Consider the following 25,708-nt stretch of genomic DNA (forward strand, 5'->3'; position numbering starts at 1 on the left):
TTCCGGACTGCCGATATCAGAATTGGTTGTTGATGCCAAACTTGAAGTTCTGTGTCTTGTCGAAGTCTTCCTTGAGGACCGGGATTGCGTAATCCAGGCGCAATGCACCGAAGGGAGACTGCCAGACGACACCGACACCGACGGAAGCGCGCAGGGAGGCGTCTTCGCCGTCGATGCCGTCGCCCCTCAGGTCAACGTCGTTGCCGAACAACGTGCCGGCGTCGGCGAAGACCGCGCCGCGCAGGTTGAAGTCACGCGGGAAGCCGGGCATCGGGAAGGTCGCTTCGGCCGATGCTGTGAAATAAGTCGTACCGCCCAGCGGATCGTCGTTGGTACCAGAAACGCGCGGGCCGATACCCTTGTTTTCGAAGCCACGAATGTCACCGTTGGTCAGCGTGAACTGGTCGAAGACGTTCAGATGGTCGCCAAAGCCGATGACATAACCCGCCGAAGCCGAGACCGAACCGATGATATCGGCATCGTCGGCGAGCAGACGGTAGTAACGAGCCTTGCCGTAGATCTTGTAGAACTGCGAGTCACCGCCGAGACCGGCAATTTCCTGCGTCGCCGTCGCATAGATGCCTTCGCGTGGCAGGATCGTGTCGTCAAGCGTGTTGTAGGTCAGCGTCTGCGAGACGGAAGAACGTGTCCACGGGCTGTCCTCAACCAGGTGCTGATACGGAGCAGACAGATCGGAAAGATCGCTGTTATCAGCGTCATACTTCATCTGCTTGTAGTTATAACGGAAGGTCGTCGCCAGATCCTCGGTAATCGGCGCGGTGACGCGCAGGACGACACTAGTTTCCTCGTAATCGTAGTTGTCATTGCTCGACGTTTCGCTGCGGTTGACGTCGAAGCCTGCCGCCAGACGGTAGCCAAGGAAATAAGGCTCGGTGAAGCTGACGCCGTAGGCGCGCGAGCCTTCCTGACCGCCGCCGGCCGAGATGCGGATATACTGGCCGCGGCCGAGGAAGTTCTTTTCCTCGATCGAGGCTTCGAGCAGCAGGCCGTCGCCGCCGGCAGCATAACCCGCGCCGACGCCGAACGAACCGGTCGACTGATCCTGCACATCGACAACCACCACGACACGGTCAGGGGAGCTGCCCGGCTGGGTGGAGATGTTGACCGAGGAGAAATAACCGAGCGCTTCGAGGCGACGCTTGGCCTTGGTGATCATCTGCTGATTGAAGGCGTCGCCTTCGCTCATGTCGAATTCGCGGCGGATGACGTAGTCGCGCGTGCGGCTGTTGCCGCGAATCTCGATGCGCTCGACATAGGCGCGCTCGCCCTGGTCGACCAGATATTCGACACCGATCGTGTTGTTGTTGAGGTCGCGGTTACCGCGCGGCGTGACGCGCGCAAAGGGATAACCGGCAGACGCCACCTGATCGGAGATCGCCTCGATCGACTTCTGCACTTCCTTGGCGTTGTAGACCTGGCCTTCGCGGGTGCGTACGAGCGGCTGCAACTGGTCGGAGCCGACGCCTTCGACGGTCGACTGGACGGTCACTGGTCCGAAGTCATAACGCTGGCCTTCCTCGATGTTGAAGGTGAGCGTGTACTTGTTGGTCGCGTCGTCGAAAGCGGCATCGGAAGAAACGATGCGCATGTCGGCGTAGCCGCGATTGTAATAGAACTGACGCAGCGCTTCTTCGTCTGCGTGGAGCTTGTCTTCGTTATAGACGTCCTTGCGGGTCAGGAACGACAGGAAATTCGAACGCTTGGTGTTGATGACGGCAGCCAGGCGGCCGGCGCTGTAGGCATTGTTGCCGACGAAGTTGATCGAATCGATCTTGGTGCGGTCACCTTCGTTGATGACGAAGGCGAGGTTGACGCGGCCTTCGCCGAGCGGCACCACCTGCGTCGTGACTTCAACCTCGCTACGGCCGGTGGCAGCGTAAGCTTCCTTGATCGACTGAATGTCGGATTGGATCTGGGTGTCGCTGTAGGGACCAGCAGCGTGGGTCTGGACGATCGTCGCGAGCTTGTCGTCCTTGATCTTGCGGTTGCCGTTGAAGACGACCTGATTGACGAGCTGGGCTTCCTGAACGTTGACGACGAGCGTGCTTCCGGAGACCGAGATCTTGACGTCGGAGAAGTAACCCGTCCCGTAGAGCTGCTTGACCGATGCATCGATATCGCTGTTCGAAAAACTCTTTCCGGGAGCGATGGTGAGGTTCGACCGAACGGCTTCCGCGCCGACACGGCTTGCGCCGCGCACATCGATGCGCTGGATAACCGCGGCCTCAGCGGCCGTAGCGGAAACGAACGTCAAAGCACCTGCGCCCGAAGCAACAACACTAGCAGACAGCGCAACCGCCGATACTGCGTTCAAAAACTTTGAACCAGCCTTCATTTCACCCATTACCTTTTGTTTCCCTCGTCCCCGGCTCCAGGAGAACCCGATTCCGGTCACGTGTGTCGTTTTACCCGCTTTTGACATACAAGCAAGGCAGGTCGTTAATTTCTGTTTACTTCATTTGCAAGCGTGACCCATTCGCCACTACAGCCTTGAAACATCGTAAATAAATAGTAATTACCCTCGCCTTGCTCGTTTACCCTCTCAGCGAGCCAATATCGTTCCAGGTCGTGAAAACCATCAATGTCAGTATCATCGCCAGGCCGATGCGAAAGGCAATTTCCTGGGCCGAAGAGCCCAGCGGTTTTCCCCTCACCGCTTCCACCGCATAGAACATCAGGTGGCCGCCATCAAGTACCGGAACCGGCATCAGGTTAAGCAATCCTATCGAAACAGAAAGCACCGCCGCAAGCTGCAACACCGCGCCTATCCCAAGCGACGCCATCTGGCCCGAAGCTTGCGCCACGCGGATCGGCCCACCCAATTGATCGGCGCGCATCGTTCCGCTGAAGATGTTAGCGATATATTTGAAGGTGCCGGTAACGATATCCCGGGTCTGGAGCACAGCCTCACGCAGCGCCTGCAGCGGCGTATAGGTCTGCAGGCGGAAATTGCCGGCCTGCTGGTTGGTGACAATGCCGATCTGGCCGACCTCAGCCTTGTTGCCGAACTGGTCAGTCATGTCGACGCGTTGCGGCACCATCGGCAGATCGAGCTTCTGCCCACCACGCTCGATGGTCACGACGATCTTCTGGCTCGGACGGATGCTGACATAGCGGCGCACGTCGTCGAAGGTCTCGACCTTGCCGCCATCGATGGCGACCAATAGATCGCCTGGAAGCACGCCAGCGGCAGCCGCGGCGCCATCAGGCTTGACCTCGGCAACGACAGGATCGGCGATCGTGCGGCCATAGACCGAGAAAAGAATGGTGAAGATGGCGATCGCCAGCAGAAAATTGGCGATCGGGCCAGCCGCGACGGTTGCAGCGCGTTTCCACAGCTTGGCGCCAGCAAAGGAGCGCGCCCTGTCTTCCTCGGACATGGCGGCGATCTTGTCGGTGTCGGGCTTGCTCGAGGCGTCCTCGTCACCGAAGAACCGGACGTAGCCGCCAAGCGGGATCGCCGCGATCTTCCAACGCGTTCCGTGGCGATCGGTGAAGCCGAATATCTCCGGACCGAAGCCAACGGAAAAGGCAAGGATGCGAATGCCGCTCCAACGCCCGACGAGGTAATGGCCCATCTCATGCACGAAGACGAGCAGAGACAGCACGAGGATGAAGGTAACGATATTCCCCATCAAAAATGCGTATATGCCGCTCAGCGTTTCCATGAGTGCCTTCCGTCAGACTGCCGCGTTGTCAGAGTCCGAACAATGCCGCGCCAAGCGACGTCATTCCGGTCCCCTTTATCAGGGAAAAAAGCCCTGCAAGCAAGAACGCCGAAAAACAGGCAAAAATCAGTCCGTCGACACGGTCCATGACGCCGCCATGGCCCGGAATGAGACGGCTGGAATCCTTGACGCCGAATCTCCGCTTGATGAACGATTCGAAAAGATCGCCGGACTGGCTGCAAATGGAGAGAACAAGCGTTGCGAAGGCGGCGATGATTTCAGCGCCCGGAAGGAGAAAATGGACGAGAACGACGCCGGCTGCGACCGCCGAAACGGCGCCGCCGATTGCGCCGGACCAGGTCTTTCCCGGCGAGATCGAAGGAGCAAGCTTCGGTCCTCCGAGCGCCCGGCCGACGAAATAGGCAAGGATATCGGTTGCCCAGACGACGGCAAAAACGAAGAGCATGGCGTAAAGGCCAAGCCGGTCATCGCTTCTGATCGCGGCAAGCGCCAGGCCGGTGACGCCGGCATAAAACAGGCCCACTGGCAACCAGCGGCTCGCACCATGCAGAATGACCAGGGCTATGCCGACGGCGGTGACGCCGGCCAACATGCCGGCGGCGAATTCGAAATTGCCGACAAGCACGAGGAAGGCGACCGCCGCCTCACCGATCCAGCCGACGGCATTGACGACCCAATCGCGCGCGATGCCGGTGATCTTCGACCATTCATAGTAGATCAGCAGGCCAATGGCGACCGCCAGGATACGGAAGGCAAGGCCGCCATACCAGGTGGCGGCAAGAACGATGGCCGCAAGAATCAGTCCTGAAACGATGCGGAGCTTCAGTTCCCTCTGCATCAGGTGCCGACCGCAGCCGCCTGCGACGACAGGCCGCCGAAGCGCCGGTCGCGAGAGGCGAATGTCTCGAGCGCCGAGCGGAAGATCTCAGGGCTGAAATCCGGCCAGTACTCCGGAAGGAAGATGAATTCCGAATAGGCGGCCTGCCATAGGAGGAAGTTGGAAAGCCGCTCTTCGCCGCTGGTGCGGATAATGAGATCCGGGTCGGGGATACCTGCCGTATCGAGACGGGCGTTGATCAGCGCGGGTGTAATATCCTGCGCCCTCAGGCGGCCGGCCTCCACATCCCTGGCGAGGCTCACCACGGCGCGGGCGATCTCGTCGCGCGAACCGTAGTTGAAGGCGATGACGAGCGTCAGTGACGTGTTGTCCTTGGTCGTCTCCTCCGCCTCCAGCAGCAGGCCGAGAATGTCGCTGCGCAGGCTGTGGCGGTCGCCGATCACCTTGATCCGCACGTTCTGGCGATGGAGCTCCGCGAGGTCGCGCCGGATGAAAGCCTTGAGCAGGCCAAGCAGATCGGAGACCTCGGCTTCGGGCCGGCGCCAGTTCTCCGAGGAGAAGGCAAAGAGGGTCAGATATTTTATGCCGGCCGCACCGGCGGCGCGTACTGTCTCGCGCACCGCCTCGACGCCCTTGCGATGGCCCATCGTGCGCGGCAGACCACGCTGCTTGGCCCAACGGCCATTGCCGTCCATGATGATGGCAACATGCTCTGGCACAGTCACAAATATAGATTCCGACATTTCCCGTCCGGTCTTTCCAGGCAAAGGCACAGATCCACTAGACCTGCATGATTTCCTTTTCCTTCTCGCCAAGCAAGCGGTCGATTTCGGAAATCGTCTCGTCCGTCATCTTCTGTACACGTTCCGACTGCGCGCGGCTCTCGTCCTGGCCGATGACGCCGTCCTTTTCGGCTTTCTTCAGGCCGTCCATGCCGTCGCGGCGGACATGGCGAATCGCCACCTTGCTCTTTTCGGCATAGTCGTGCGCCACCTTGACGAGCGACTTGCGGCGCTCCTCGTTCAGTTCCGGCAGCGGAATGCGCAGGTTCTGGCCGTCGACGATCGGGTTGAGGCCGAGATTGGATTCGCGGATGCCGCGCTCGACAGCACTGACCATCGATTTGTCCCAGACGGAAACCGACAGCATGCGCGGCTCGGGCACGGTGATGTTGGCGACCTGGTTCAGCGGCATGCGGGAACCATAGGCCTCGATCGTCACCGGGTCGAGGATGTTGGCCGAAGCACGGCCGGTGCGCAGCGATGCGATGTCGCTCTTAAATGCGGAAATGGCGCCGTCCATGCGGCGCTTCAGTTCCTTGATATCGATACCTTCACTCATGTCGATGCTCCCGTCTGGCGAGGGCTGCGCCGAAACCGCGGCGCAGCTTTATCAGTTGTCGGAGACGATGGTCTTGAGGCCACCGCCCGTCAAGATTTCAGCAAAACCACCCTTCTCGTGGATCGAGAAGACGATGATCGGAATGGAATTTTCCCTGGCGAGCGCCACGGCGGCAACGTCCATCACCGCAAGCCCCCTGTCCAGCACTTCCTGGTGCGTCAAGCGGTCGAGGCGAGTCGCATCGGGATATTTCTTCGGGTCGGCGGTGTAGATGCCGTCCACCTGCGTACCCTTGAAGATCGCCTCCGCGCCCATTTCGGCGGCGCGAAGTGCTGCGGCGGAATCGGTGGTGAAGAAGGGGTTGCCGGTGCCACCGGCAAAGATCACCACGCGTCCCATCGACAGATGATAAAGGGTTGCGCGCTGCGAAAAGCTCTCGCAGATCTCGGGCATGGAGATGGCCGAAAGCACCACCGTGTCGATGTTCAGCTTGCGCAGCGAGGTCGCCAGCGCCAGCGCGTTGATGATGGTGCCGAGCATGCCCATATGGTCGCCGGTGACCCGGTCGCCGCCCTTGGACGCCACCGCGACACCGCGGAAGATATTGCCGCCACCGACGACGACGCCGACTTCCACGCCCATATGCCGTGCCTCGGCTATGTCGGATGCAATGCGGTCCGCCACCGTCACATCGATCCCGAAACCCTGGCCACCCATGAGCGCTTCGCCGGAAGCCTTGAGTAGAACGCGTTTATAGACAGGCTCTAAAGACATCTTGGCTCCTCGTAAATTGCCGTGAATGCCCGATACACGAAGGGCACCGCGTTGTCACGCGATGCCCTTCGTGTTTTCCCAATTATGACTGGAAGATCAACCCTTGACGGCAGCCGCAACTTCGGCCGCGAAGTCGGTTTCTTCCTTCTCGACGCCTTCGCCGAGCAGCAGACGGGCCATGCCGGCAACTTCGATCGGCGCGCCGACGGCCTTTTCAGCTTCCTTGATGGCGGCAGCAACCGTCAGGTCCGGATTGATGACGAAAGCCTGCGAGAGAAGAGCGACTTCTTCGAAGAACTTGCGCATGCGGCCTTCGACCATCTTTTCGATGATGTTGTCAGGCTTGCCGGAAGCGCGCGACTGCTCGATGAAGACGTTGCGCTCGCGCTCGGCGACGGCGGCATCGACTTCTTCCGGGCGGATCGCCAGCGGCGCGGTCGCCGCGATGTGCATGGCGACCTGACGGCCGATGGCGTTCAGGGCTTCCTTGTCGCCGGTCGACTTCAGCGCCACGAGAACGCCGAGTTTGCCGAGGCCGTCGGAAACAGCATTGTGGATATAAGTGGCGACGACGCCGTCCTCCACCGAGAGAGCGGTCGAACGGCGCAGGTTCATGTTCTCGCCGATCGTGGCGATCGCATCCTTGATCGTGTCGGAAACGGACTTGCCGGATGCCGGGTAGGTCGCAGCGGCAACGGCGTCGACCGTGCCGTCGGTCGAGACGGCGACCTTGGCGATGCCGCGGACGAGTTCCTGGAAGGCATCGTTACGGGCGACGAAGTCGGTTTCGGAATTGACTTCGACGACGACGGCCTTGGTGCCCTGGCTCGAAACGCCGATGAGGCCTTCGGCAGCGGTGCGGCCGGACTTCTTGTCGGCCTTGGCGATGCCCTTGGCGCGCAGCCAGTCGATCGCCGCTTCCATGTCGCCACCGGTTTCAGCAAGAGCCTTCTTGCAGTCCATCATGCCTGCGCCGGTCTTTTCGCGCAGTTCCTTCACCATTGCAGCCGTAATCTCGCTCATTAGCTTCCTCTTGTCGGTTCATACGGTGGGCCGTAAAGCGCGGCTCAGCACCGGATTGAGGCACGAAATGTACCTGTATGTATGACAGCGTGATGAAGACGCGCCATAACGAAACTTCTCTGGCGAAGAGCCTGATGCCTTCGCCCTGAAACAGGCAAGGCCGCCGAACTTCGATGAGTCGCGAGCGGCCTTTCCCAGTCTCTGCAAGCCCTGTCTCTGTAAGCTTTGGCGGATCTTTCGATCCGCCCGCTTTCATCAGCCTTCGGCTGCTTCCTCGAGAGCCGGTTCGACCGGAAGTTCGGAGGATGCGCCGAGATCGCGGCCGGAAGAGCCCTGCTGACGGGCGATGCCGTCGATGGCAGCGCGGGAGATCAGCTCGCAGTAAAGAGCGATCGCGCGCGAAGCATCGTCGTTACCCGGGATCGGATAGTCGATCAGGTCCGGATCGCAGTTCGAATCGATGATGGCGACAACCGGGATGCCGAGGCGCTTGGCTTCGTCGATCGCGATCTTTTCCTTGTTGGTGTCGATGATAAACATCAGGTCAGGCGTGCCGCCCATATCGCGGATACCGCCGAGGGCCTTGTCGAGCTTTTCACGCTCGCGCTCGAGGTTCAGGCGTTCCTTCTTGGTGAAGCCCTGGGCTTCGCCGTTCAGGATCTCGTCGAGCTTGCGCAGGCGCTGGATCGAGTTGGAGATCGTCTTCCAGTTCGTCATCATGCCGCCGAGCCAGCGCGAGTTGACGTAGTACTGGGCCGAGCGCTTAGCGCTGTCGGCAATGATCTCAGACGCCTGGCGCTTGGTGCCGACGAAGAGAACGCGGCCGCCGCGGGCAACGGTGTCGCTGACGACCTGAAGGGCGCGCGACAGCATCGGAACGGTCTGGGCCAGATCGATGATGTGAATGTTGTTGCGATCGCCGAAGATGTACGGCTTCATCTTCGGGTTCCAGCGATGCGTCTGGTGGCCGAAGTGGACGCCTGCTTCAAGAAGCTGGCGCATAGAAAAATCAGGCAATGCCATGCCTTGTTACTCCTTTTCCGGTTGAACCTCCGCAAGGCGAACAGCACCCTCTTCGAGGATGCCACCGGGCGGAACAGCCCGGATTTCTCCCGGACGATCCCATGCCTTACGTGTGGAATGCCGGTGCCCATACATTCGATTTGGCACAAAAGCAAGACTTATGCCGAAAAAACCTGGCGGCTCAGCTTGCCAGCGTCGGCTGCAGCGACAGCATGACGCCTGCATCCGGCATCGGGAGGATGGCATCGACCTCGGCCGGCAGCAGGATCGCACCGACCCGAAAAGCAGGACGACAGACGGCGACTCAGTCATCGCTGATCGCCGAACCATAGTGAATTTTATGATACAGTTTTATGACGGGCGAGAGCTCGTCGCCTACTTGCAAACCTCGGCCTTGCGGTCGAGCAGCTCCAGCTTGGCGAGCTTGCCGGTCAGGACGAAATCGCCATAGTCCATCGTCAGATCGCGGGTGATGCCGTTCTCATAGAGCTTGAAGGACATGCGGTAGACCGGCAAAGCATCGGATTTCGCATTCTCGTTGAAATAGGCGATCGTCACCGGCCAGAAGGCCGTCTTCGAGAAGGCGCCGGCATTGCCGGCATCGGCTTCCTCGGCGATCGGTGTCTCCTGCTTGCCGACGATCGTCGTCGTCGCCAGCGACTTGTCGCCGTCGTCGGAACCATCGAAGACGCGCGCCTCGAAGAAGCGCTTGCCGTCCTTGGCATGCTGGATCACATCGAGCATATGTTCAGTGGGAAAACGGCTTTCAGCAAGCTGCAGTTCACGGTTCGCCGGCTGCTTGAGATCGACCTTGACACCATCCGGCTGGTCCTGCGCCGCACCGTTGACCTCCTTGTCGAGCTGCTCGTCGGTGAAGGATTTGGTGTCGAAGGTGAACTTGCCGTCCTTCAGGTTCTCGAAGGTCTTCGTCTGCTGGTCGCTGACACGCACGCTGTCGCCGGTGTCGATCTGTGTCACGAAGCGGAAATTGGTGGTGAAGCCCTGGCAATAGCTGCCGTCGAACTCATAGACCATGCGACCATACATGCCGGCGATGCCAGAGCGGTCCGAGGCGTCCTTCAGTTCCAGATCGTAGACCGCGCGATGTGCGACGAGGCCGGTCGCGATCGCAGCGCTAACCGCGGGCGCAGCCGCCCATGCATTGGCGGAAACGCTGGCGAGAAGCAGAGCGACAAGACTCGATCGGAACATTCATTAACTCCTGTTGGACTCGGTCGCGATGTTATAAGAACGCTTTCGGCCAAATCGAGGCTCGAAACTGTCATATTAAAGATTCTAGTCTTGATGCATAATTTTTGAAGAATTGACAACAAAAGCGGAGACGAAAATGTCCGATGAAATTGCAGCGCGCCTGATTGAGATGGGGATAACCCTGCCCCAAGCCGCAGCACCTGCTGCAAATTACGTTCCCTATGTGATCAGCGGCAATCTTCTCTACATCTCCGGCCAGCTGCCGCTCGAAGGCGGCAAGGTCACTGTCTCGGGCCATCTCGGCAAGACCGTCGACGTTGCAACGGGCCAGCGCGGCGCAGAACTCTGCGCCATCAACATCCTTGCCCAGGCAAAGGCGGCACTTGGCGGCGATCTCGGCCGTATCCGGCGCGTCATCAAGCTGAACGGCTTCGTCGCCTCGGCGCCCGACTTCGTCGAGCAGCATCTCGTCATCAACGGCGCTTCGAACCTGATTGCCGGCGTGCTTGGCGAAGCCGGCAAACATGCGCGTGCCGCTGTCGGCATGGCGGCCTTGCCGCTGAATGCCGCCGTCGAGATAGACGCTATCATGGAAATCGCAGAATGACCAATGTTGCCTGGATCAGGGACCTGCCGGTCGCCCATCGCGGCTATCACGATCTCAACACGCATGTCTGGGAAAACACGCTTTCCGCCTTCTCGCGCGCCGTCGAAGCGGGGTTTGCGATCGAATGCGACCTGCATTACGCCTCCGACGGCGTACCGGTCATCTTTCATGACGAGGACCTGCAGCGCCTGTGCAACCTCCACGGCGACATCCGCGAGCGCACCTCCCGGGAACTCGGACTGATCGCCATCGGCGGCACCAGCGACAAGGTGCCGACGCTGCGCCAGCTCCTCGATCTCGTCAAGGGCAAGGTGCCGCTGGTGCTAGAACTCAAGGGGCGGGAGGCCGATGACGAAGGTTTCGCCGAAGCCGTGCTCGAGGTGCTCGAAGGCTATGAGGGCAAGGTGGCGCTGATGAGTTTTGACCACTGGCTGCTGCGCGATCTGAAGGCGCTTGGCGCACCCTACCCGCTCGGGCTGACGGCCGACGGCAACACACCGGAGGCGTTCAAGACGCATGTGAAGGCGATGGAGATCGGTCTCGATTTCATCTCCTATCATTATGGCGATCTGCCGAACGCCTTTATCACCAGCGAACGCGAAAAGGGCATTCCTGTCATCACCTGGACGGTGCGTGACGAAGCGGCGCGCCGGCTTACATTCGCAAACGCAGACCAGATGACCTTCGAAGGCTTCGATCCGCGTGTGGCTGCTTGACGCTCGCTTTTTGGCCAAGATCATGCGCAGACTGAGACAGAGCCGAAACCATCCTCCCACAGGCTTCGCATTTGTCCGATGACTGACGAACTATCCATTCGCGTCGAACGCTCCTTTACCGCGATTTCCCCGGAGAGCTGGGCCAAGCTTTCCGGAGCGTCGAAGGCATGCGCTACGATTGCCTACAACCCTTTCGTTTCACACGCTTTTCTATCGTCGCTGGAGGAATCCGGCTCGGCCGACGCAGAGACGGGATGGCTCGGCCACCATCTGCTGCTCGAGACCGATCGCGGCGAGTTGATCGGCGCCCTGCCCGGCTATCTCAAGAACCACAGCCAGGGCGAATATGTCTTCGACCACGGCTGGGCCGACGCCTTCGAGCGGGCCGGCGGGCGTTATTATCCGAAACTTCAGTGCTCGATCCCGTTCACCCCGGCGACAGGCCCGCGTCTTCTTGTCGCCGAGGGGCTGCAACGGCTACCGATCCAGAGCGCGATCGCCGAAAGCCTGAAGGAGGTGGTGCGGCGGCTCGGCATCTCCTCGGCCCACATCACCTTCGTGCCGGACGAAGAGATCGGCGTCTTCGAGATGGACGGCTATCTGCATCGCACCGACCAGCAGTTCCATTTCATCAATGACGGCTATGCCAATCACGAGGAATTTCTCGAAACGCTTGCCTCGCGCAAACGTAAGGCGTTGCGCAAGGAGCGCCGCGCCGCCCTCGAAAACGGTATCAGCATCGACTGGCTGACCGGCCGCGACCTGACGGAACGCATCTGGGACCAGTTCTTCAAATTCTATATGGATACTGGCGGGCGCAAGTGGGGCCGGCCCTACCTCACCCGTAAGTTCTACTCGCTGATTGGCGAGCGCATGGCCGACGACATCCTGCTCGTCATGGCCAAGCGCGACGGGCGCTATATCGCCGGCGCGATCAACTTCATCGGCGGCGATACGCTCTACGGCCGTCACTGGGGCTGCATCGAGGACCATCCCTTCCTGCATTTCGAGGTCTGCTATCACCAGGCGATCGACTTCGCCCTTTCGAAAGGGTTGAAAAGGGTCGAGGCCGGAGCGCAAGGCGAACACAAGCTCGCCCGCGGCTATCTGCCGGTGACGACGCATTCCGCCCATTATGTCGCTCATGCCGGCCTTCGCCGGGCGATCGGCGACTATCTCGCGCGCGAGCGCGCCGATGTCGAACAGATGAGCGAATTGCTGACCGAGCACAGTCCTTTCCGCAAGGGCGAGCGTCTGCAGGACGATTGACGCCGCCGCACCGGCCGCGCTACCCGCTCAACGACGCATATTCCTTAAATCGGAATCGATTTGAGGATAAAACTATGCAGAAATTCAAAGTGCTACAGCGTCCTTTGCGCGTTTGAAAAGACGCACCGCGCTGTGAAAAACGAGGAGATTTCGTGATGACCAGCCCGGCCGCTTATGACGACAACAACATCTTCGCCAAGATCCTCCGCGGCGAAATCCCCTCGCACCGGGTTTACGAGGACGAGCATACTATCGCCTTCATGGATGTGATGCCGCAGGCGCCGGGCCATGTGCTCGTCCTTCCCAAGGCGCCGTCCCGCAATCTCCTCGATGCCGATCCAGCCACCCTCACCCATGCGATATCAGTCGTCCAGAAGATCGCCATTGCGGTCAGGGACGTCTTCGACGCCGATGGCGTGTTCATCGCCCAGTTCAACGAACCGGCGGCCGGGCAAACGGTGTTCCATCTGCATTTCCACGTCATCCCAAGGCATGAAGGCGTCGCACTCAAGCCGCATTCCGGCAAGATGGAGGACGGCGCCGTGCTTGCCGCCAATGCCGAAAAGATTAGGGCAGCGCTGGCGTAACCGGTCCCTGCCGATGCCTGAAAAACGAAAAAGGCCGCGGAGAACGCGGCCTTTTCCAATTCGGTGACGGTATCTTACTTCTTGCGTGGAACCTTCGGAACCGCGCTTCCCTTCTTCGGGGCATCGCGGACCTCAGGCTCGGCCTGCGGCACTGCTTTGGCGCGGGTCTTGCGGGCCGCCTTCGTCTTCAGCTCGCCGTCATCCCCATCATCGCCTTCGGGATGCACGACCTCGGCTTCGGGCTTCGGCTTGATCGGCGCCGTTTCCGAAATGGCTTCCAGCACGATGCCGGGTTTGCCATCTTCCTTCGGGCCGACAGTGACGTTGACGACGCCGCCCTTCTTCAGCTTGCCAAAGAGGATTTCGTTGGCGAGCGGCTTCTTGATCGTATCCTGAATGACGCGAGCAAGCGGGCGGGCGCCCATCTTCTCGTCGTAACCCTTTTCCGCCAGCCAGGCGATCGCATCCTCGTGCAGGTCGAAGGTGACGTTCCTTTCGGAAAGCTGGGCCTCCAGCTGCATGATGAACTTCTGCACGACCTTGTGGATGACGGCCGTCGGCAGCGCCGCGAAGGGAATGATCGCGTCGAGACGGTTGCGGAACTCCGGCGTGAACAGACGGGTCAGCGCCTCTTCGTCCTCGCCGGTACGCTTGGACGAGCCGAAGCCGATCGCCGCCTTGGCCATTTCGGATGCGCCCGCATTGGTCGTCATGATCAGGATGACGTTGCGGAAATCGATCTTCTTGCCGTTATGGTCGGTCAGCGTCCCGTGGTCCATGACCTGCAGCAGGATATTGTAGATGTCGGGATGCGCCTTCTCGATTTCGTCGAGCAGTACCACGCAATGCGGGTGCTGGTCGACGCCATCAGTCAGAAGACCGCCCTGGTCGAAGCCGACATAGCCGGGAGGCGCGCCGAGCAGACGCGAAACCGTGTGCCGCTCCATATATTCCGACATGTCGAAGCGCAGGAGTTCGACGCCGAGCGACGATGCCAGCTGCTTTGCCACCTCGGTCTTGCCGACGCCGGTCGGACCGGAGAAGACATAGGCGCCGATCGGCTTGTTCGGCTCGCGAAGACCAGCACGCGCCAGCTTGATCGAGGTCGAAAGGGCTTCGATCGCGATATCCTGGCCATAGACCACCGAACGCAGTTCCTGCTCGAGATTGGCGAGCACGGCCTCGTCATCCTTGGAGACGGTCTTCGGCGGGATGCGCGCCATCGTGGCGACCGTCGCCTCGATCTCCTTTTCGGTGATCAGCTTGCGGCGCTTGGACGGCGGCAGCAGCATCTGGGCCGCACCGGTTTCGTCGATCACGTCGATCGCCTTGTCGGGCAGCTTGCGGTCGGAGATGTAGCGGGCCGACAGTTCGACGGCCGACTTGATGGCGTCGTTCGAATAACGCAGGTGGTGATACTCTTCGAAATAGGGCTTCAAGCCCTTCATGATCTCGATCGCATCATCGATCGACGGCTCGCTGACGTCGATCTTCTGGAAACGACGGACCAGTGCCCGGTCCTTCTCGAAGAACTGGCGGTATTCCTTGTAGGTGGTCGAACCGATGCAGCGAATCGCGCCCGATGACAGGGCCGGCTTCAGGAGGTTCGACGCATCCATTGCGCCGCCCGAAGTGGCGCCGGCGCCGATCACCGTGTGGATCTCGTCGATGAAGAGCACAGCGCCCGGATATTCTTCCAGTTCCTTGACGACCTGCTTCAAGCGCTCCTCGAAATCGCCGCGGTAGCGCGTGCCGGCCAGAAGCGTGCCCATGTCGAGCGAGAAGATCGTCGCATCGGCGAGCGCTTCCGGGACCTTGCCTTCGACGATGCGCTTGGCAAGGCCTTCGGCGATCGCCGTCTTGCCGACGCCGGGATCACCGACATAGAGCGGATTGTTCTTCGAACGGCGGCACAGGATCTGGATCGTGCGGCTCACCTCGGCGTGACGGCCGATCAGCGGATCGATCTTACCGCCCTTGGCCTTCTCGTTGAGATTGACGCAATAGGCCTTGAGCGCATCCTGCTGCTTCTTGGGGCCGCCCTCTTCCTCGCCACCGCGCGCCGTCGGCTTGCTGCTTTCGGCTTCGTCTTCGGCGCCGCGCGGGGGACGCGCTTCGGAAACGCCCGGGCGCTTGCCGATGCCGTGGGAGATGTAGTTGACGGCATCGTAGCGGGTCATCTCCTGCTCCTGCAGGAAATAAGCGGCGTGGCTCTCGCGCTCGGCGAAGATCGCGACGAGCACGTTGGCGCCGGTCACCTCTTCGCGACCGGACGATTGCACGTGGATGACGGCACGCTGGATGACGCGCTGGAAGCCGGAGGTCGGCTTCGAATCTTCGTCATAACCGGTGATCAGGTTGGAAAGTTCGTTATCGACATATTCGACGAGCGTCTTGCGCAGCGCGTCGAGATCGACATTGCAGGCACCCATGACCGCGGCCGCATCGGCATCGTCGATCAGGGCAAGCAGCAGATGCTCGAGCGTCGCATATTCGTGGTGCCGCTCGTTGGCAAAGGTCAGTGCCTGATGGAGCGCCTTCTCTAAACTAGGCGAAAATGTTGGCACGTTCAGATCCTCACTTCTTTTCCATGACGCATTGCAGCGGATGCTGGTGCTGCCGGGCGAAGTCCATCACCTGGCTGACCTTCGTTTCCGCTACCTCGTATGTGAATATTCCGCATTCGCCGACGCCGTGGTTATGGACATGGAGCATGATGCGGGTGGCACTTTCACGATCCTTCTGAAAAAAACGCTCCAGAATATGGATGACGAATTCCATGGGAGTGTAGTCGTCATTCAAAAGCAGCACACGATAAAGATTGGGCTTCTTGGTCTTCGGCTTGGTGCGCGTGATGACCGAGGTTCGATTTGCGTTGTCCCCGTTCCTTTCGCTGTCGTTCTGCATCCGGATCGGCTTTGCGATCATTGTCATTTATTCCTCAAGCAATCCAGCGGAGCATGGGAGGGTGCTTTTCCCGCCGAATATCTGAAACACTAACTTAGTTCATAATAGGCTGATTTTAAGCCCCCTGTCAGACACTGCAATCAAGAAATGGCCGGCATGCACGGGAAAGACCAAAAAAGTCCCCGGCCGATCCCATGCGGGCGCTGCAGCGAAAGTGGAAACAAAAAGACCGGCTACAGATGCGTAGCCGGTCTTCTTTTTTCAATATGTAGCGCAGGTTGCGCCTTTTGAAATCAGTTCATGCAGCAGCAGGCGTCGCCGCCGACACCGACTTGGCGGTCTTGACGACGGCAGCGGCGATCGGCGCTTCATAGGGCTTGTAGGCTGATTTGGCGAGATCGGCATACATCTCACTGAGCTTCGTCGTCTCGGAGACGAAGCCTTCAAAATACGCCTTGACGTAGCTCGTCTGCAGCTCGAAGGCAGCCTCAAAGCTCTTGACGCCGGCCAGCGTTTCGAAATGCGTCACCGCGTCCTGAAAGGATTTCTTCGAATATTCAGTGGCTTCTGCGGCGATTGCCTGAAAGCCCTTGGTCGTGTCGGAATAGGTTTTCAGGGCCGTGTCGACGGCTTCCTTGCTCTTCTTGTTGGCGTCTTCAAAGTTGAACATGAGCCATCCTCCGTTGGGCTGTTGATGGCGGCAGGGTAGCTGCAATGCACAAATAGTCAAGTAGTCTTGTGCGCCGCAAAACATCCATGAGTTGCATTACAATTATATAACAAAGCCCGCGCGCCGGGGCACGTACGTCTTTAACTGATTTTGCTAAAATATATCAGAATGCCGCAACCGGAAGTTTTGAAAAAATTCTCGTTCCGAATCGAAAAAACGAAAAAAGGACCGAACGGATCGCGCCGTTCGGTCCTTTTGAAGCTTTCGAGCGCGATCAGAGATCGACGTCGAGGATCGCCATCGAGAAGTTGTAGGAGCGGTCGCCGTCCTCGTCATCGATATAGACGACACCCAGAAATTCTTCGCCGAGATAGACTTCCGCAGAATCATCCTTGCGTGGACGCGCCTTGACGATCATCTGCGGATTGAACATGCGCTTGAAATAGGCGTCGAGCTTCTTGATTTCTTCTGGCTTCACTCTGTCATCTCCGTAAGCGGTCTTGATTGGCCGCTTCTTGCACAGGAAATGCAGCGGTGTAAAGGCAAGGTTGCCGTTTGCTCATGGCTCTCCCCGCTCGGATCCCGCCGACTTTTCCTATCCTTGTTTCCAACGGGCGCTCAGATATCGGCGCCGATCACCTGGTCCATATTGCGCGACGGCTCAGAACAACCGGCCTCACCAACGACCTTGGCCGGCACACCCGCGACTGTCTTTTTGGGCGGCACCGCCTTCAAGACGACGGAGCCGGCGGCGACGCGCGAGCAATAGCCGATCTCGATATTGCCGAGGATCTTGGCACCGGCGCCGATCATGACGCCGGAGCCGATCTTCGGATGGCGGTCGGCGCCCTCCTTGCCGGTACCGCCGAGTGTGACGCCGTGCAGGATCGAGACGTTGTCGCCGATGACGGCCGTCTCGCCAACGACGAGGCCGGTGGCGTGGTCGAGGAAGATGCCCTTGCCGATACGGGCGGCCGGATTGATGTCGGTCTGGAAGACGCTGGAGGAGCGGCTTTGCAGATAGAGCGCAAAATCGCGCCGGCCGCGGTTCAGAAGCCAATGGGCCAGACGATGTGTCTGCAGCGCATGGAAGCCCTTGAAATAAAGCACCGCCTCCATGAAGCGCAGGCATGCGGGATCACGGTCATAGATCGCCTGGATATCGACGCGCAGGATGGAGCTCCAGTCAGGCCAGTCGAGGAGCATTTCCTCGAAGGTCTGGCGCAGCAGGTTCGCCTGCATGTCGGGGTGATCGAGACGTTCGCAGATGCGGTGGATGACGCATTCCTCGAGCGAATGGTAGTTGATCACCGTAGAATAGAGGAAGGCGGCGAGAACCGGGTCCCGTTCGGCGGCGAGCCGGGCTTCCTCACGCAGGCTGTCCCAGATGGGATCCATCACCTTCAGCGGATGGCCTGTGTCAAAAGCACGAATGTCAGTCTTTGCGACCATCGCCGCTCTCCTCGCTGCCAGCCGGAATGCCGTTTTCGGAATGCCAATATATAGAGGAAAACGCCAATAACATAAATGGGTGCCGTCGCCATGGTTTTTTAGCATGGTTTTTCGGCATCACGATGTTGTTAGCGATGGGCGACCCTTGCATAGAAGGCCAGCACCGCCTGCTTGAAAACCCTGTCGCCGACGGCGAGCATATGATCGCGGCCCGGAATATCGAGCGCTTCGGCATTCTGCATCAGCGCCGCCAATTCCTGCGGCGAGCCGGCGATATCATCCTTCGTGCCGACGCCGATCAGCGTCGGCATGTCGAGCTTGGCCATATCAGAACGGGCGACGAGATCGCGCGAACCGCGGATGCAATCGGCAAGAGCGACCCGGTCGCTCTTCGTCTGCTCGGCGAAGGCGCGGAACATGCGGCCGCGGGCATGGGTCACCGCGTCCAGCGAGGGCGCCAGTAGCGCATCGGCGATCGGGTCCCAGTCGCCGACACCGTCGGTCATGCCGATGCCGAGGCCACCAAGAACCAGCGAACGGACGCGATGCGGATTGGCAAGTGCGGCAAATACGGAAATGCGCGCGCCCATCGAATAGCCCATGACATTGGCTTCTGGGATGCCCAGATGATCCAGCAAGGCGATCGCATCGCTGGCCATGACCCATGGACGATAGGCTTCGGCATGGTGCGGCTTGTCGCTTGCCCCGTGGCCGCGATTGTCCATGGCGATCACCCGGTAGCCGGCATCGCCGAGCGTCTTCAGCCAGCCCGGATGGACCCAGTTGACGTTTGCAGTCGAGGCAAAGCCGTGGATCAACAACACCGGCACACCGGCCGGATCGCCCTCATCAAAGAAAGCGAGCTGCAATCCATCATGGGTGAAGCTTGAAAATGCGGGTGTATTCAGGTTCATCGGGCCTTCCTTTTTGGCGCGAACATAGTCGAGCGGCCTTTCATCGTGAAGCCAAAAACTGCGGCTAAAAACTGTGCCCGGCGCGGCGGTTTGGCTCTACACATTTGCGGCGAAGGCTTATAAGGTTCGCGCACATTTCAAAGCATTCGGAGAGCGACATGGCCGGCCACAACATTCCCCACTTCCAGAACGACGGCGGTCACCGCGTTATCGAAGTCGGTGTCAAGGAATTCATGTGCACCGGCGCATCGGCTCCCTTCGATCATCCGCATATCTTCATCGACATGGGCGACGACAATGAGAAGGTCTGTTCCTACTGCTCGACGCTCTATCGCTTCAATTCCACGCTCAAGCCTAGCCAGACCAATCCGGCCGGCTGCGTTTTCCACGTGAAGGCGGCGTAGTCGGTCCAGATCCGGATCGGACGGACAATGCCGGTCGAACATGCCGCCATCATCGGCGCCGGGATATCAGGGCTGACAGTTGCCCTTGCGCTTTCGCGCCGGGGCATCAGTTCGGAGATCTTCGAGCAGGCGGGCGAACTCACCGACGTCGGCGCCGGATTACAAGTTTCGCCAAACGCTTCGCGCATCCTTGCCGAACTCGGTATCCTTGAAAGACTGTCAAAGGTCTGGCTAGAGCCCGACGCAATCCGGCTGATATCGGGCGGATCGCTGCGCCAGCTCGCGGCGGTGCCGGCCGGCAAATTCGCGCGGGAACGCTGGGGCGCTCCCTATGGCGTCTTGCATCGCACCACATTGCAGAAAGTCCTTTTGGCTGCGGTTAGCGCCGATCCGCTCTGCCGGCTTCACCTCGGCGTGCGGATAAATTCGACCCTACCGTCTTTCGAGCGCGCGGCCGATGTTGTGATCGGCGCGGACGGCGTCTGGTCAAAGCTTCGGCAATCCATTCCGGGCAGCCCCTCGCCGCGCTTTTCCGGCAATATCGCCTACCGTTTTACGATTGCCGAAACTGAGGCGCCCGGCTTCCTCGACCGGGCAAGCGTTTCGGCTTTTCTCGGCGGTTCGGCGCATCTCGTCTGCTATCCGCTAAGGGAGACCGGCAGCTTCAACATGGTGGCGATCACCGCCGGCAATATTGCGCCGCAGGCCTGGCAAAGCGAGCCGACGGAAGAACAGCGGACGCAGCTGCGGGCGCGCCTTTCCGGCTGGAATGCCGCGATCGTCTCGCTGCTCGAAAAAAACCGGAAGCTGACGTTCTGGCCGCTGTTCGAAACCACGACAGGCTCCTGGCAGGATGGCCGCAAGACGGTTCTGATCGGCGACGCCGCGCATGCGATGATGCCTTTTGCCGCCCAGGGAGCGGCGATGGCGATCGAAGACGCCTATGAACTCGCTGCGTTTCTTTCGAACCGCTCCGCGGCGGAAGCGCTGGCGCTGTTCGAAAGACATCGGACGCCCCGCATCGCCAAGCTTCGCCAGCGCGGCGCCTTCAACCGGTTTGCCTATCATGCGAAAGGACCGATCCGGATCGGCCGCGATCTCGTGCTCGGCCTCAAGCCGCCGCTAAGCCTGGCGGCGGATCTCGACTGGATCTACGGCTATCGGGCTGTCGATCTGCCGTGAGGCATTGCCAGCCACGACAAACCGTGTCCGGTCAGACCGCGCTTGCGGCGGCAAACCCCCGTTCGATATCGGCCTTGAGGTCGGCCACGTCCTCGATGCCGATCTGCAGGCGAATGACCGGACCGTCCGTCGGCGCCTTGGCGACCTTGCGGTCGTTGAGATAGGCGTGCAAAGCCAGGCTTTCATAGCCGCCCCAGGAATAGCCGAGACCGAAAATCCTGAGCGCGTCGAGGAAGGCATGCGCCTTTGCTCTGGACTTTTCGGGGCCTTCAGCGGCCAGCACGAAGGAAAAGATGCCGCTGGCGCCTTTGAAATCCCGCTTCCAGAGATGGTGCGAGGGGAAACTCGGCAGGGCCGGATGCAGCACGCGGGCGACGTCCTCCCTGCCCTCCAGCCATTCTGCGATATCAAGCGCGCTTTCATAATGCCGTTCGAGGCGCAGGCCCATGGTGCGCAATCCGCGCAGGATCTGATAGGCGTCATCGGGTGCGCCGCAGATGCCGAGCACACCGTTCGATTCCTTCAGCCGCTCCCAGTGTTCGGCATTGGCCGAAACCGTTCCGAGCAGAATATCGGAATGGCCGGACGGATATTTCGTCGATGCATGGATCGAGATGTCGACGCCGTGATCGAGCGGCCTGAAATAGAGCGGCGTCGCCCAGGTATTGTCCATCATGACGACGGCGCCGTGACGGTGCGCAACCGCCGAGATCGTCGGAATATCCTGCATTTCGAAGGTATTGGAGCCGGGCGCCTCGGTGTGAACGAGTTTCGTATTCGGCCGGAACAGAGCCTCGATGCCGGCGCCGACCGCCGGGTCGTAATATTCCACCTCGACACCGAGGCGCTTCAGCATCGTATCGCAGAAATGGCGCGTCGGGCCATAGACCGAATCGACCACCAGCGCATGATCGCCGGCAGCGACGAAACCCAGAAACGGAATGGTGACGGCCGCAAGGCCCGAGGGCACGAGGATCGTGCCGGCCGAGCCTTCGAGTGCGTCGATCGCCTCGCAGAGCGCATCCGTCGTCGGTGTGCCGCGCGTTCCGTAGGTGTATTTCTGCGTGCGCGTCTCCATCGCCCGCGCATTCGGAAACAACACCGTCGAGGCATGCACGACCGGCGGATTGATGAAGCCGTGATAGTCGAAAGGGTCGTTGCCGATATGGGTCAGGCGGGTGTTGATGCCGGCATTCTGCAGCAAGCTGTCTTTGTCTTTCATGTCGGGAATAGCCTTTGGCGACGGAGACGCAAACCCGGACTTTTGGACGCCCCGCCATATCAGGTCAACCCCTAGGCGCTGATCGCCGGCGACGTGGCGAAGCGGTGGAAGCCACGATTTTCGCGCTATTTTTCCGCAATCAGGCGCCTATTTCATAGCCAAGTGCCCACGAACGCAGCGCAATCTACCAAAATGCTGAAATTTGCCGCAATTATTGACCGCGACACTTGACCATGGTGACATTTGCGACTGTGATAGAACAACTCGCGCCGGGAGGGTGTCGAGAAAATGGGGAGGCGGCAGAGTTTTTCCGCTGGAACTTCCCACAAGAAAATACAAGACAACGGAAAAGGTTGGGAAAAAATGAAGAACAAGCTTCTGTCCGCAACGATCGGCGCAGCAGTTTTCGCTCTTGGCGCTTCGGCTGCTTCGGCCACGACACTCACAGATGTCAAGGCAAAGGGTTTCGTTCAGTGCGGCGTCAATACCGGCCTTACCGGCTTTGCCGCACCTGACGCTTCCGGCAATTGGGCCGGCTTCGACGTCGACTTCTGCAAGGCCGTCGCTTCGGCCGTGTTCGGCGACCCCACCAAGGTCAAGTACACGCCGACAAACGCGAAGGAACGCTTCACCGCTCTGCAGTCCGGTGAAATCGACGTTCTCTCGCGTAACACCACCTGGACGATCAACCGCGACACCGCACTCGGCTTCAACTTCCGTCCTGTCACCTATTATGACGGTCAGGGCTTCATGGTGCGCAAGAGCTTGAACGTGAAGTCGGCTCTCGAACTCTCCGGCGCCGCAGTCTGCGTACAGTCGGGCACGACCACCGAATTGAACCTCGCTGATTACTTCAAGACGAACAATCTGCAGTACAATCCGGTCGTCTTCGAAAATCTTCCTGAGGTCAACGCGGCTTACGACGCTGGTCGTTGCGACGTTTACACGACCGACCAATCCGGTCTCTATTCGTTGCGTCTGACGCTGAAGAATCCCGACGAACACGTTATCCTTCCTGAGATCATCTCCAAGGAGCCGCTTGGCCCGGCCGTCCGTCAGGGTGATGATCAGTGGTTCGATATCGTTTCCTGGACGGCTTATGCGCTGATCAATGCCGAAGAGTTCGGCATCACCCAGGCAAATGTCGACGAGATGAAGAATTCGCCGAATCCGGACATCAAGCGCTTCCTCGGCAGCGAGACCGACACCAAGATTGGCACCGATCTCGGCCTGACCAATGATTGGGCCGCCAATGTCATCAAGGGCGTCGGCAATTATGGCGAAATCTTCGAGCGCAACATCGGCCAGGGCAGCCCGCTCAAGATCGCACGCGGCTTGAATGCTCTCTGGAGCAAGGGCGGCATCCAGTACGCACCGCCGGTTCGTTAATCGAGCTTTGGCATGAAATCCCGGGAAGGCGGCCGAGCCGCCCTCCCATCTTCCAAAAAGCAAAAAGAAAGCCCGAAAACGGGCACAAGGGGATTGGCGCGGCATGACGCATGGGGCTGTGGATACGACACCTTTGCATGGCACCGGCTGGAGTTTCCGGTCGGCAATGTACGACCCGAAATACCGGAGCATATTTTTCCAGGTTCTAACAATCGTTATTCTCGTGGGCATTGTGTGGTGGGTGGCCCACAACACGGCCGTGAACCTTGCCCGCAGCAATACGGCATCGGGTTTCGGCTTTCTTCGCGGTCGCGCCGGTTTCGAAATCGGCCAGTCGCTGATCAGCTTTTCGAGTGACTCGACTTATGCGCGCGCACTTGTCGTCGGCATTCTGAATACCTTGCTGGTGGCGGTGACCGGTATCTTCACGGCGACCATCATCGGTTTCCTGATCGGGATCGGCCGGCTATCGCACAATTGGCTGATTGCCAAGCTCTGCACGGTCTATGTCGAGGTTTTCCGCAACATTCCGCCGCTGCTCGTCATCTTTTTCTGGTATCTCGGCGTTCTCTCCGTTTTGCCGCAGCCGCGCGAGTCGGTGGGTCTGCCGCTCAGCATGTTCCTCAACAACAGAGGACTGGCCTTCCCGAAGCCGATCTTCGAGACAGGTATGATAGCGGTCGGCATCGCCCTGGTGATTGCGATTGTCGCCACCATCATCATCGCGCGCTGGGCCCACAAACGCCAAGCCGCAACCGGCCAGCCGTTCCACACGGTATGGACGTCGATCGCACTGATCGTCGGCTTGCCATTGCTGGTCTTCGTCGTCTCCGGCTTTCCGCTCACCTTCGACGTTCCGGTTGCCGGAAAATTCAACCTCACGGGCGGCTCGGTCGTCGGTCCCGAATTCATGTCGCTGTTTCTCGCTCTGTCCTTCTATACCGCCTCGTTCATCGCCGAGATCGTTCGCGGTGGCATTCGTGGCGTTCCAAAGGGACAATCCGAGGCAGCCGGCGCGCTGGGGCTGCATCCGTCGAGCGTGACGAGACTTGTCGTGGTGCCGCAGGCGCTGCGCATCATCATCCCGCCGCTGACGAGCCAGTACCTGAACCTGACCAAGAACTCCTCACTCGCCATCGCGATCGGTTTCTCGGATCTCGTTGCCGTCGGTGGCACGATCCTCAATCAGAGCGGTCAAGCGATCGAGATCGTCTGCATCTGGGGTATCGTCTATCTCAGCTTGAGCATTCTCACGTCGCTGTTCATGAATTGGTTCAATGCCAAGATGGCACTGGTGGAGAGATAAGATGTCGGTCGCCGATAAACCCTTCGTCAGAACGTCCATCCTTGCCGCCGAACCACCGCCCCCCGGCGAGAGGGGAGCCGTCGCCTGGATACGCCGCAATCTCCTGGCAACCCCGAAGGACGTGATCCTGACAATCCTGGCTCTTGCGCTCATCGCATGGGCCGTGCCGCATCTCGTCAACTGGCTGTTCATCCAGGCCGTATGGTCCGGGCCGGACCGCACATTCTGCGCGACGACGATCCAGGGCGGCGTCCAGCCTGACGGCTGGAGTGGTGCATGCTGGGCCTTCGTCAGCGCCAAGTACGATCAGTTTATATTCGGCCGCTATCCGCTGGATGAGCGTTGGAGACCGGCGATCGTCGGGATCCTGTTCATTGTTCTGCTGGTTCCGATGCTCATCCCTTCGGCGCCGCGCAAGGGCCTGAACGCCATTCTTCTGTTCGCCGTCCTGCCGGTCCTCGCCTTCTGGCTTCTTCACGGTGGCTTCGGCCTCGAAGTGGTGGACACTCCGCTCTGGGGCGGGTTGATGGTGACGCTCGTCCTGTCCTTTGTCGGTATTGCCGTCTCCTTACCCTGCGGCATTCTGCTTGCGCTGGGGCGCCGCTCGAAGATGCCCGTCATTCGGATGCTCTGCGTTACCTTCATCGAGGTCATTCGAGGCGTCCCGCTGATCACCGTTCTGTTCATGGCAAGTGTCATGCTGCCGCTCTTCCTTCCCACAGGCTGGAACGTGGACAAACTGCTTCGGGCGCTGATCGGTGTGTCGATCTTCACCTCGGCCTATATGGCGGAAGTGATCCGAGGCGGCCTTCAGGCGATCCCGAAGGGACAATTCGAAGGCGCCGATTCGCTTGGCCTCGGCTATTGGCAAAAAACCCGGCTGATCATCATGCCGCAGGCCATCAAGTTGGTCATCCCGAGCATCGTGAACACCTTCATCGGAACCTTCAAGGACACGTCGCTGGTCACCATCATCGGCATGTTCGATCTGCTTGGCATCGTCAAGCTGAACTTCTCCGATGCCAACTGGGCAAGCGCCGTCACGCCGATCACGGGTCTGATCTTCGCGGGCTTTATCTTCTGGCTGTTCTGCTTCGGCATGTCGCGCTATTCAGGCTTCATGGAACGCCATCTCGATACCGGCCACAAACGATAAGAACGC

General features: G+C 59.8%; 25 protein-coding genes. 9 read left to right on the forward strand and 16 right to left on the reverse strand.

Annotation, left to right across the window (positions count from 1 at the left end):
* Nucleotides 1-16: 16 nt before the first annotated feature.
* The 9 genes from bamA to BS629_RS31285 form a co-directional block, all read right to left on the reverse strand.
* Complete coding sequence (gene bamA, locus BS629_RS31245; protein WP_032980658.1) at nt 17-2,356, reverse strand: outer membrane protein assembly factor BamA; 2,340 nt, start codon at nt 2,354-2,356, stop codon at nt 17-19.
* Between the two features lie 199 nt (nt 2,357-2,555).
* The gene (rseP, locus tag BS629_RS31250; RefSeq protein WP_018241891.1) at nt 2,556-3,689 is read right to left on the reverse strand and encodes an RIP metalloprotease RseP; all 1,134 of its coding nucleotides are present in this window, start codon (nt 3,687-3,689) and stop codon (nt 2,556-2,558) included.
* Between the two features lie 28 nt (nt 3,690-3,717).
* Nucleotides 3,718-4,548 (reverse strand): phosphatidate cytidylyltransferase, encoded by an 831-nt coding sequence (locus BS629_RS31255; RefSeq protein ID WP_018241890.1) that lies wholly within the window; start codon nt 4,546-4,548, stop codon nt 3,718-3,720.
* Nucleotides 4,548-5,291 (reverse strand): isoprenyl transferase, encoded by a 744-nt coding sequence (locus BS629_RS31260; protein WP_018241889.1) that lies wholly within the window; start codon nt 5,289-5,291, stop codon nt 4,548-4,550. The genes BS629_RS31255 and BS629_RS31260 overlap by 1 nt, the downstream gene beginning before the upstream one ends.
* A 37-nt stretch (nt 5,292-5,328) precedes the next feature.
* The gene (gene frr / locus BS629_RS31265; protein WP_018241888.1) at nt 5,329-5,889 is read right to left on the reverse strand and encodes a ribosome recycling factor; all 561 of its coding nucleotides are present in this window, start codon (nt 5,887-5,889) and stop codon (nt 5,329-5,331) included.
* Nucleotides 5,890-5,940: 51 nt separating this feature from the next.
* A complete protein-coding gene (gene pyrH, locus BS629_RS31270) occupies nt 5,941-6,663 on the reverse strand; it encodes a UMP kinase (RefSeq protein ID WP_003539289.1) in 723 nt (240 codons plus the stop codon).
* 96 nt (nt 6,664-6,759) lie between these two features.
* On the reverse strand, nt 6,760-7,686 hold the full coding sequence (tsf, locus tag BS629_RS31275) for a translation elongation factor Ts (RefSeq protein ID WP_018241887.1): 927 nt from the start codon (nt 7,684-7,686) through the stop codon (nt 6,760-6,762).
* A 255-nt stretch (nt 7,687-7,941) separates the two neighbouring features.
* Nucleotides 7,942-8,709: a 30S ribosomal protein S2 gene (rpsB, locus tag BS629_RS31280; RefSeq protein ID WP_003559062.1), complete on the reverse strand. Its 768-nt coding sequence runs from the start codon at nt 8,707-8,709 to the stop codon at nt 7,942-7,944.
* 375 nt (nt 8,710-9,084) lie between these two features.
* Nucleotides 9,085-9,921, reverse strand: a complete 837-nt coding sequence (locus tag BS629_RS31285; protein WP_018241886.1) for a cell envelope integrity EipB family protein — start codon at nt 9,919-9,921, stop codon at nt 9,085-9,087.
* Nucleotides 9,922-10,057: 136 nt separating this feature from the next.
* On the opposite strand from BS629_RS31285, the gene BS629_RS31290 reads away from it, so the two are divergent.
* From BS629_RS31290 to BS629_RS31305, 4 genes are all read left to right on the forward strand, one after another.
* The gene (locus BS629_RS31290; RefSeq protein ID WP_018241885.1) at nt 10,058-10,528 is read left to right on the forward strand and encodes a RidA family protein; all 471 of its coding nucleotides are present in this window, start codon (nt 10,058-10,060) and stop codon (nt 10,526-10,528) included.
* A complete protein-coding gene (locus BS629_RS31295; RefSeq protein WP_018241884.1) occupies nt 10,525-11,244 on the forward strand; it encodes a glycerophosphodiester phosphodiesterase in 720 nt (239 codons plus the stop codon). The genes BS629_RS31290 and BS629_RS31295 overlap by 4 nt, the downstream gene beginning before the upstream one ends.
* Nucleotides 11,245-11,322: 78 nt before the next feature.
* Nucleotides 11,323-12,513, forward strand: a complete 1,191-nt coding sequence (locus BS629_RS31300; protein WP_018241883.1) for a GNAT family N-acetyltransferase — start codon at nt 11,323-11,325, stop codon at nt 12,511-12,513.
* A 155-nt stretch (nt 12,514-12,668) separates the two neighbouring features.
* A complete protein-coding gene (locus tag BS629_RS31305; protein WP_026188382.1) occupies nt 12,669-13,100 on the forward strand; it encodes an HIT family protein in 432 nt (143 codons plus the stop codon).
* A gap of 74 nt (nt 13,101-13,174) precedes the next feature.
* Here BS629_RS31305 and clpA read toward each other — a convergent pair whose 3' ends face one another.
* From clpA to BS629_RS31335, 6 genes are all read right to left on the reverse strand, one after another.
* Nucleotides 13,175-15,667, reverse strand: coding sequence for an ATP-dependent Clp protease ATP-binding subunit ClpA (clpA, locus tag BS629_RS31310; protein WP_018241881.1), 2,493 nt, complete (start codon nt 15,665-15,667; stop codon nt 13,175-13,177).
* Nucleotides 15,668-15,677: 10 nt separating this feature from the next.
* Nucleotides 15,678-16,028 carry an ATP-dependent Clp protease adapter ClpS gene (clpS, locus tag BS629_RS31315; RefSeq protein ID WP_017988219.1) on the reverse strand — a complete coding sequence of 117 codons (351 nt, stop codon included), beginning with the start codon at nt 16,026-16,028 and terminating at the stop codon, nt 15,678-15,680.
* Nucleotides 16,029-16,305: 277 nt separating this feature from the next.
* The gene (locus BS629_RS31320) at nt 16,306-16,677 is read right to left on the reverse strand and encodes a phasin family protein (protein ID WP_018241880.1); all 372 of its coding nucleotides are present in this window, start codon (nt 16,675-16,677) and stop codon (nt 16,306-16,308) included.
* A 274-nt stretch (nt 16,678-16,951) separates the two neighbouring features.
* Nucleotides 16,952-17,155: a DUF3126 family protein gene (locus BS629_RS31325; protein WP_003539277.1), complete on the reverse strand. Its 204-nt coding sequence runs from the start codon at nt 17,153-17,155 to the stop codon at nt 16,952-16,954.
* 140 nt (nt 17,156-17,295) lie between these two features.
* Nucleotides 17,296-18,129 (reverse strand): serine O-acetyltransferase, encoded by an 834-nt coding sequence (cysE, locus tag BS629_RS31330; protein ID WP_003539276.1) that lies wholly within the window; start codon nt 18,127-18,129, stop codon nt 17,296-17,298.
* Nucleotides 18,130-18,257: 128 nt separating this feature from the next.
* The gene (locus BS629_RS31335) at nt 18,258-19,043 is read right to left on the reverse strand and encodes an alpha/beta fold hydrolase (RefSeq protein ID WP_018241879.1); all 786 of its coding nucleotides are present in this window, start codon (nt 19,041-19,043) and stop codon (nt 18,258-18,260) included.
* Nucleotides 19,044-19,201: 158 nt separating this feature from the next.
* On the opposite strand from BS629_RS31335, the gene BS629_RS31340 reads away from it, so the two are divergent.
* Both BS629_RS31340 and BS629_RS31345 read left to right on the forward strand, forming a co-directional pair.
* Nucleotides 19,202-19,447, forward strand: coding sequence for a zinc-finger domain-containing protein (locus tag BS629_RS31340; RefSeq protein WP_018241878.1), 246 nt, complete (start codon nt 19,202-19,204; stop codon nt 19,445-19,447).
* A gap of 27 nt (nt 19,448-19,474) precedes the next feature.
* On the forward strand, nt 19,475-20,629 hold the full coding sequence (locus BS629_RS31345; RefSeq protein ID WP_018241877.1) for an FAD-dependent monooxygenase: 1,155 nt from the start codon (nt 19,475-19,477) through the stop codon (nt 20,627-20,629).
* A 31-nt stretch (nt 20,630-20,660) separates the two neighbouring features.
* Here BS629_RS31345 and BS629_RS31350 read toward each other — a convergent pair whose 3' ends face one another.
* Complete coding sequence (locus tag BS629_RS31350; protein WP_018241876.1) at nt 20,661-21,851, reverse strand: cystathionine beta-lyase; 1,191 nt, start codon at nt 21,849-21,851, stop codon at nt 20,661-20,663.
* A gap of 363 nt (nt 21,852-22,214) precedes the next feature.
* Here BS629_RS31350 and BS629_RS31355 point away from each other — a divergent pair, with 363 nt between their 5' ends.
* The 3 genes from BS629_RS31355 to BS629_RS31365 all read left to right on the forward strand — a co-directional run bounded on the left by BS629_RS31355 (nt 22,215) and on the right by BS629_RS31365 (nt 25,702).
* Complete coding sequence (locus tag BS629_RS31355; RefSeq protein ID WP_018241875.1) at nt 22,215-23,240, forward strand: amino acid ABC transporter substrate-binding protein; 1,026 nt, start codon at nt 22,215-22,217, stop codon at nt 23,238-23,240.
* A gap of 103 nt (nt 23,241-23,343) precedes the next feature.
* Nucleotides 23,344-24,546 carry an amino acid ABC transporter permease gene (locus tag BS629_RS31360; protein WP_018241874.1) on the forward strand — a complete coding sequence of 401 codons (1,203 nt, stop codon included), beginning with the start codon at nt 23,344-23,346 and terminating at the stop codon, nt 24,544-24,546.
* A gap of 1 nt (nt 24,547) precedes the next feature.
* A complete protein-coding gene (locus BS629_RS31365) occupies nt 24,548-25,702 on the forward strand; it encodes an amino acid ABC transporter permease (RefSeq protein ID WP_018241873.1) in 1,155 nt (384 codons plus the stop codon).
* Nucleotides 25,703-25,708: the final 6 nt, after the last annotated feature.

It is taken from the genome of Rhizobium leguminosarum bv. viciae USDA 2370 (assembly GCF_002008365.1).
In the GTDB taxonomy this organism is placed as follows: Bacteria; Pseudomonadota; Alphaproteobacteria; order Rhizobiales; family Rhizobiaceae; genus Rhizobium; species Rhizobium leguminosarum.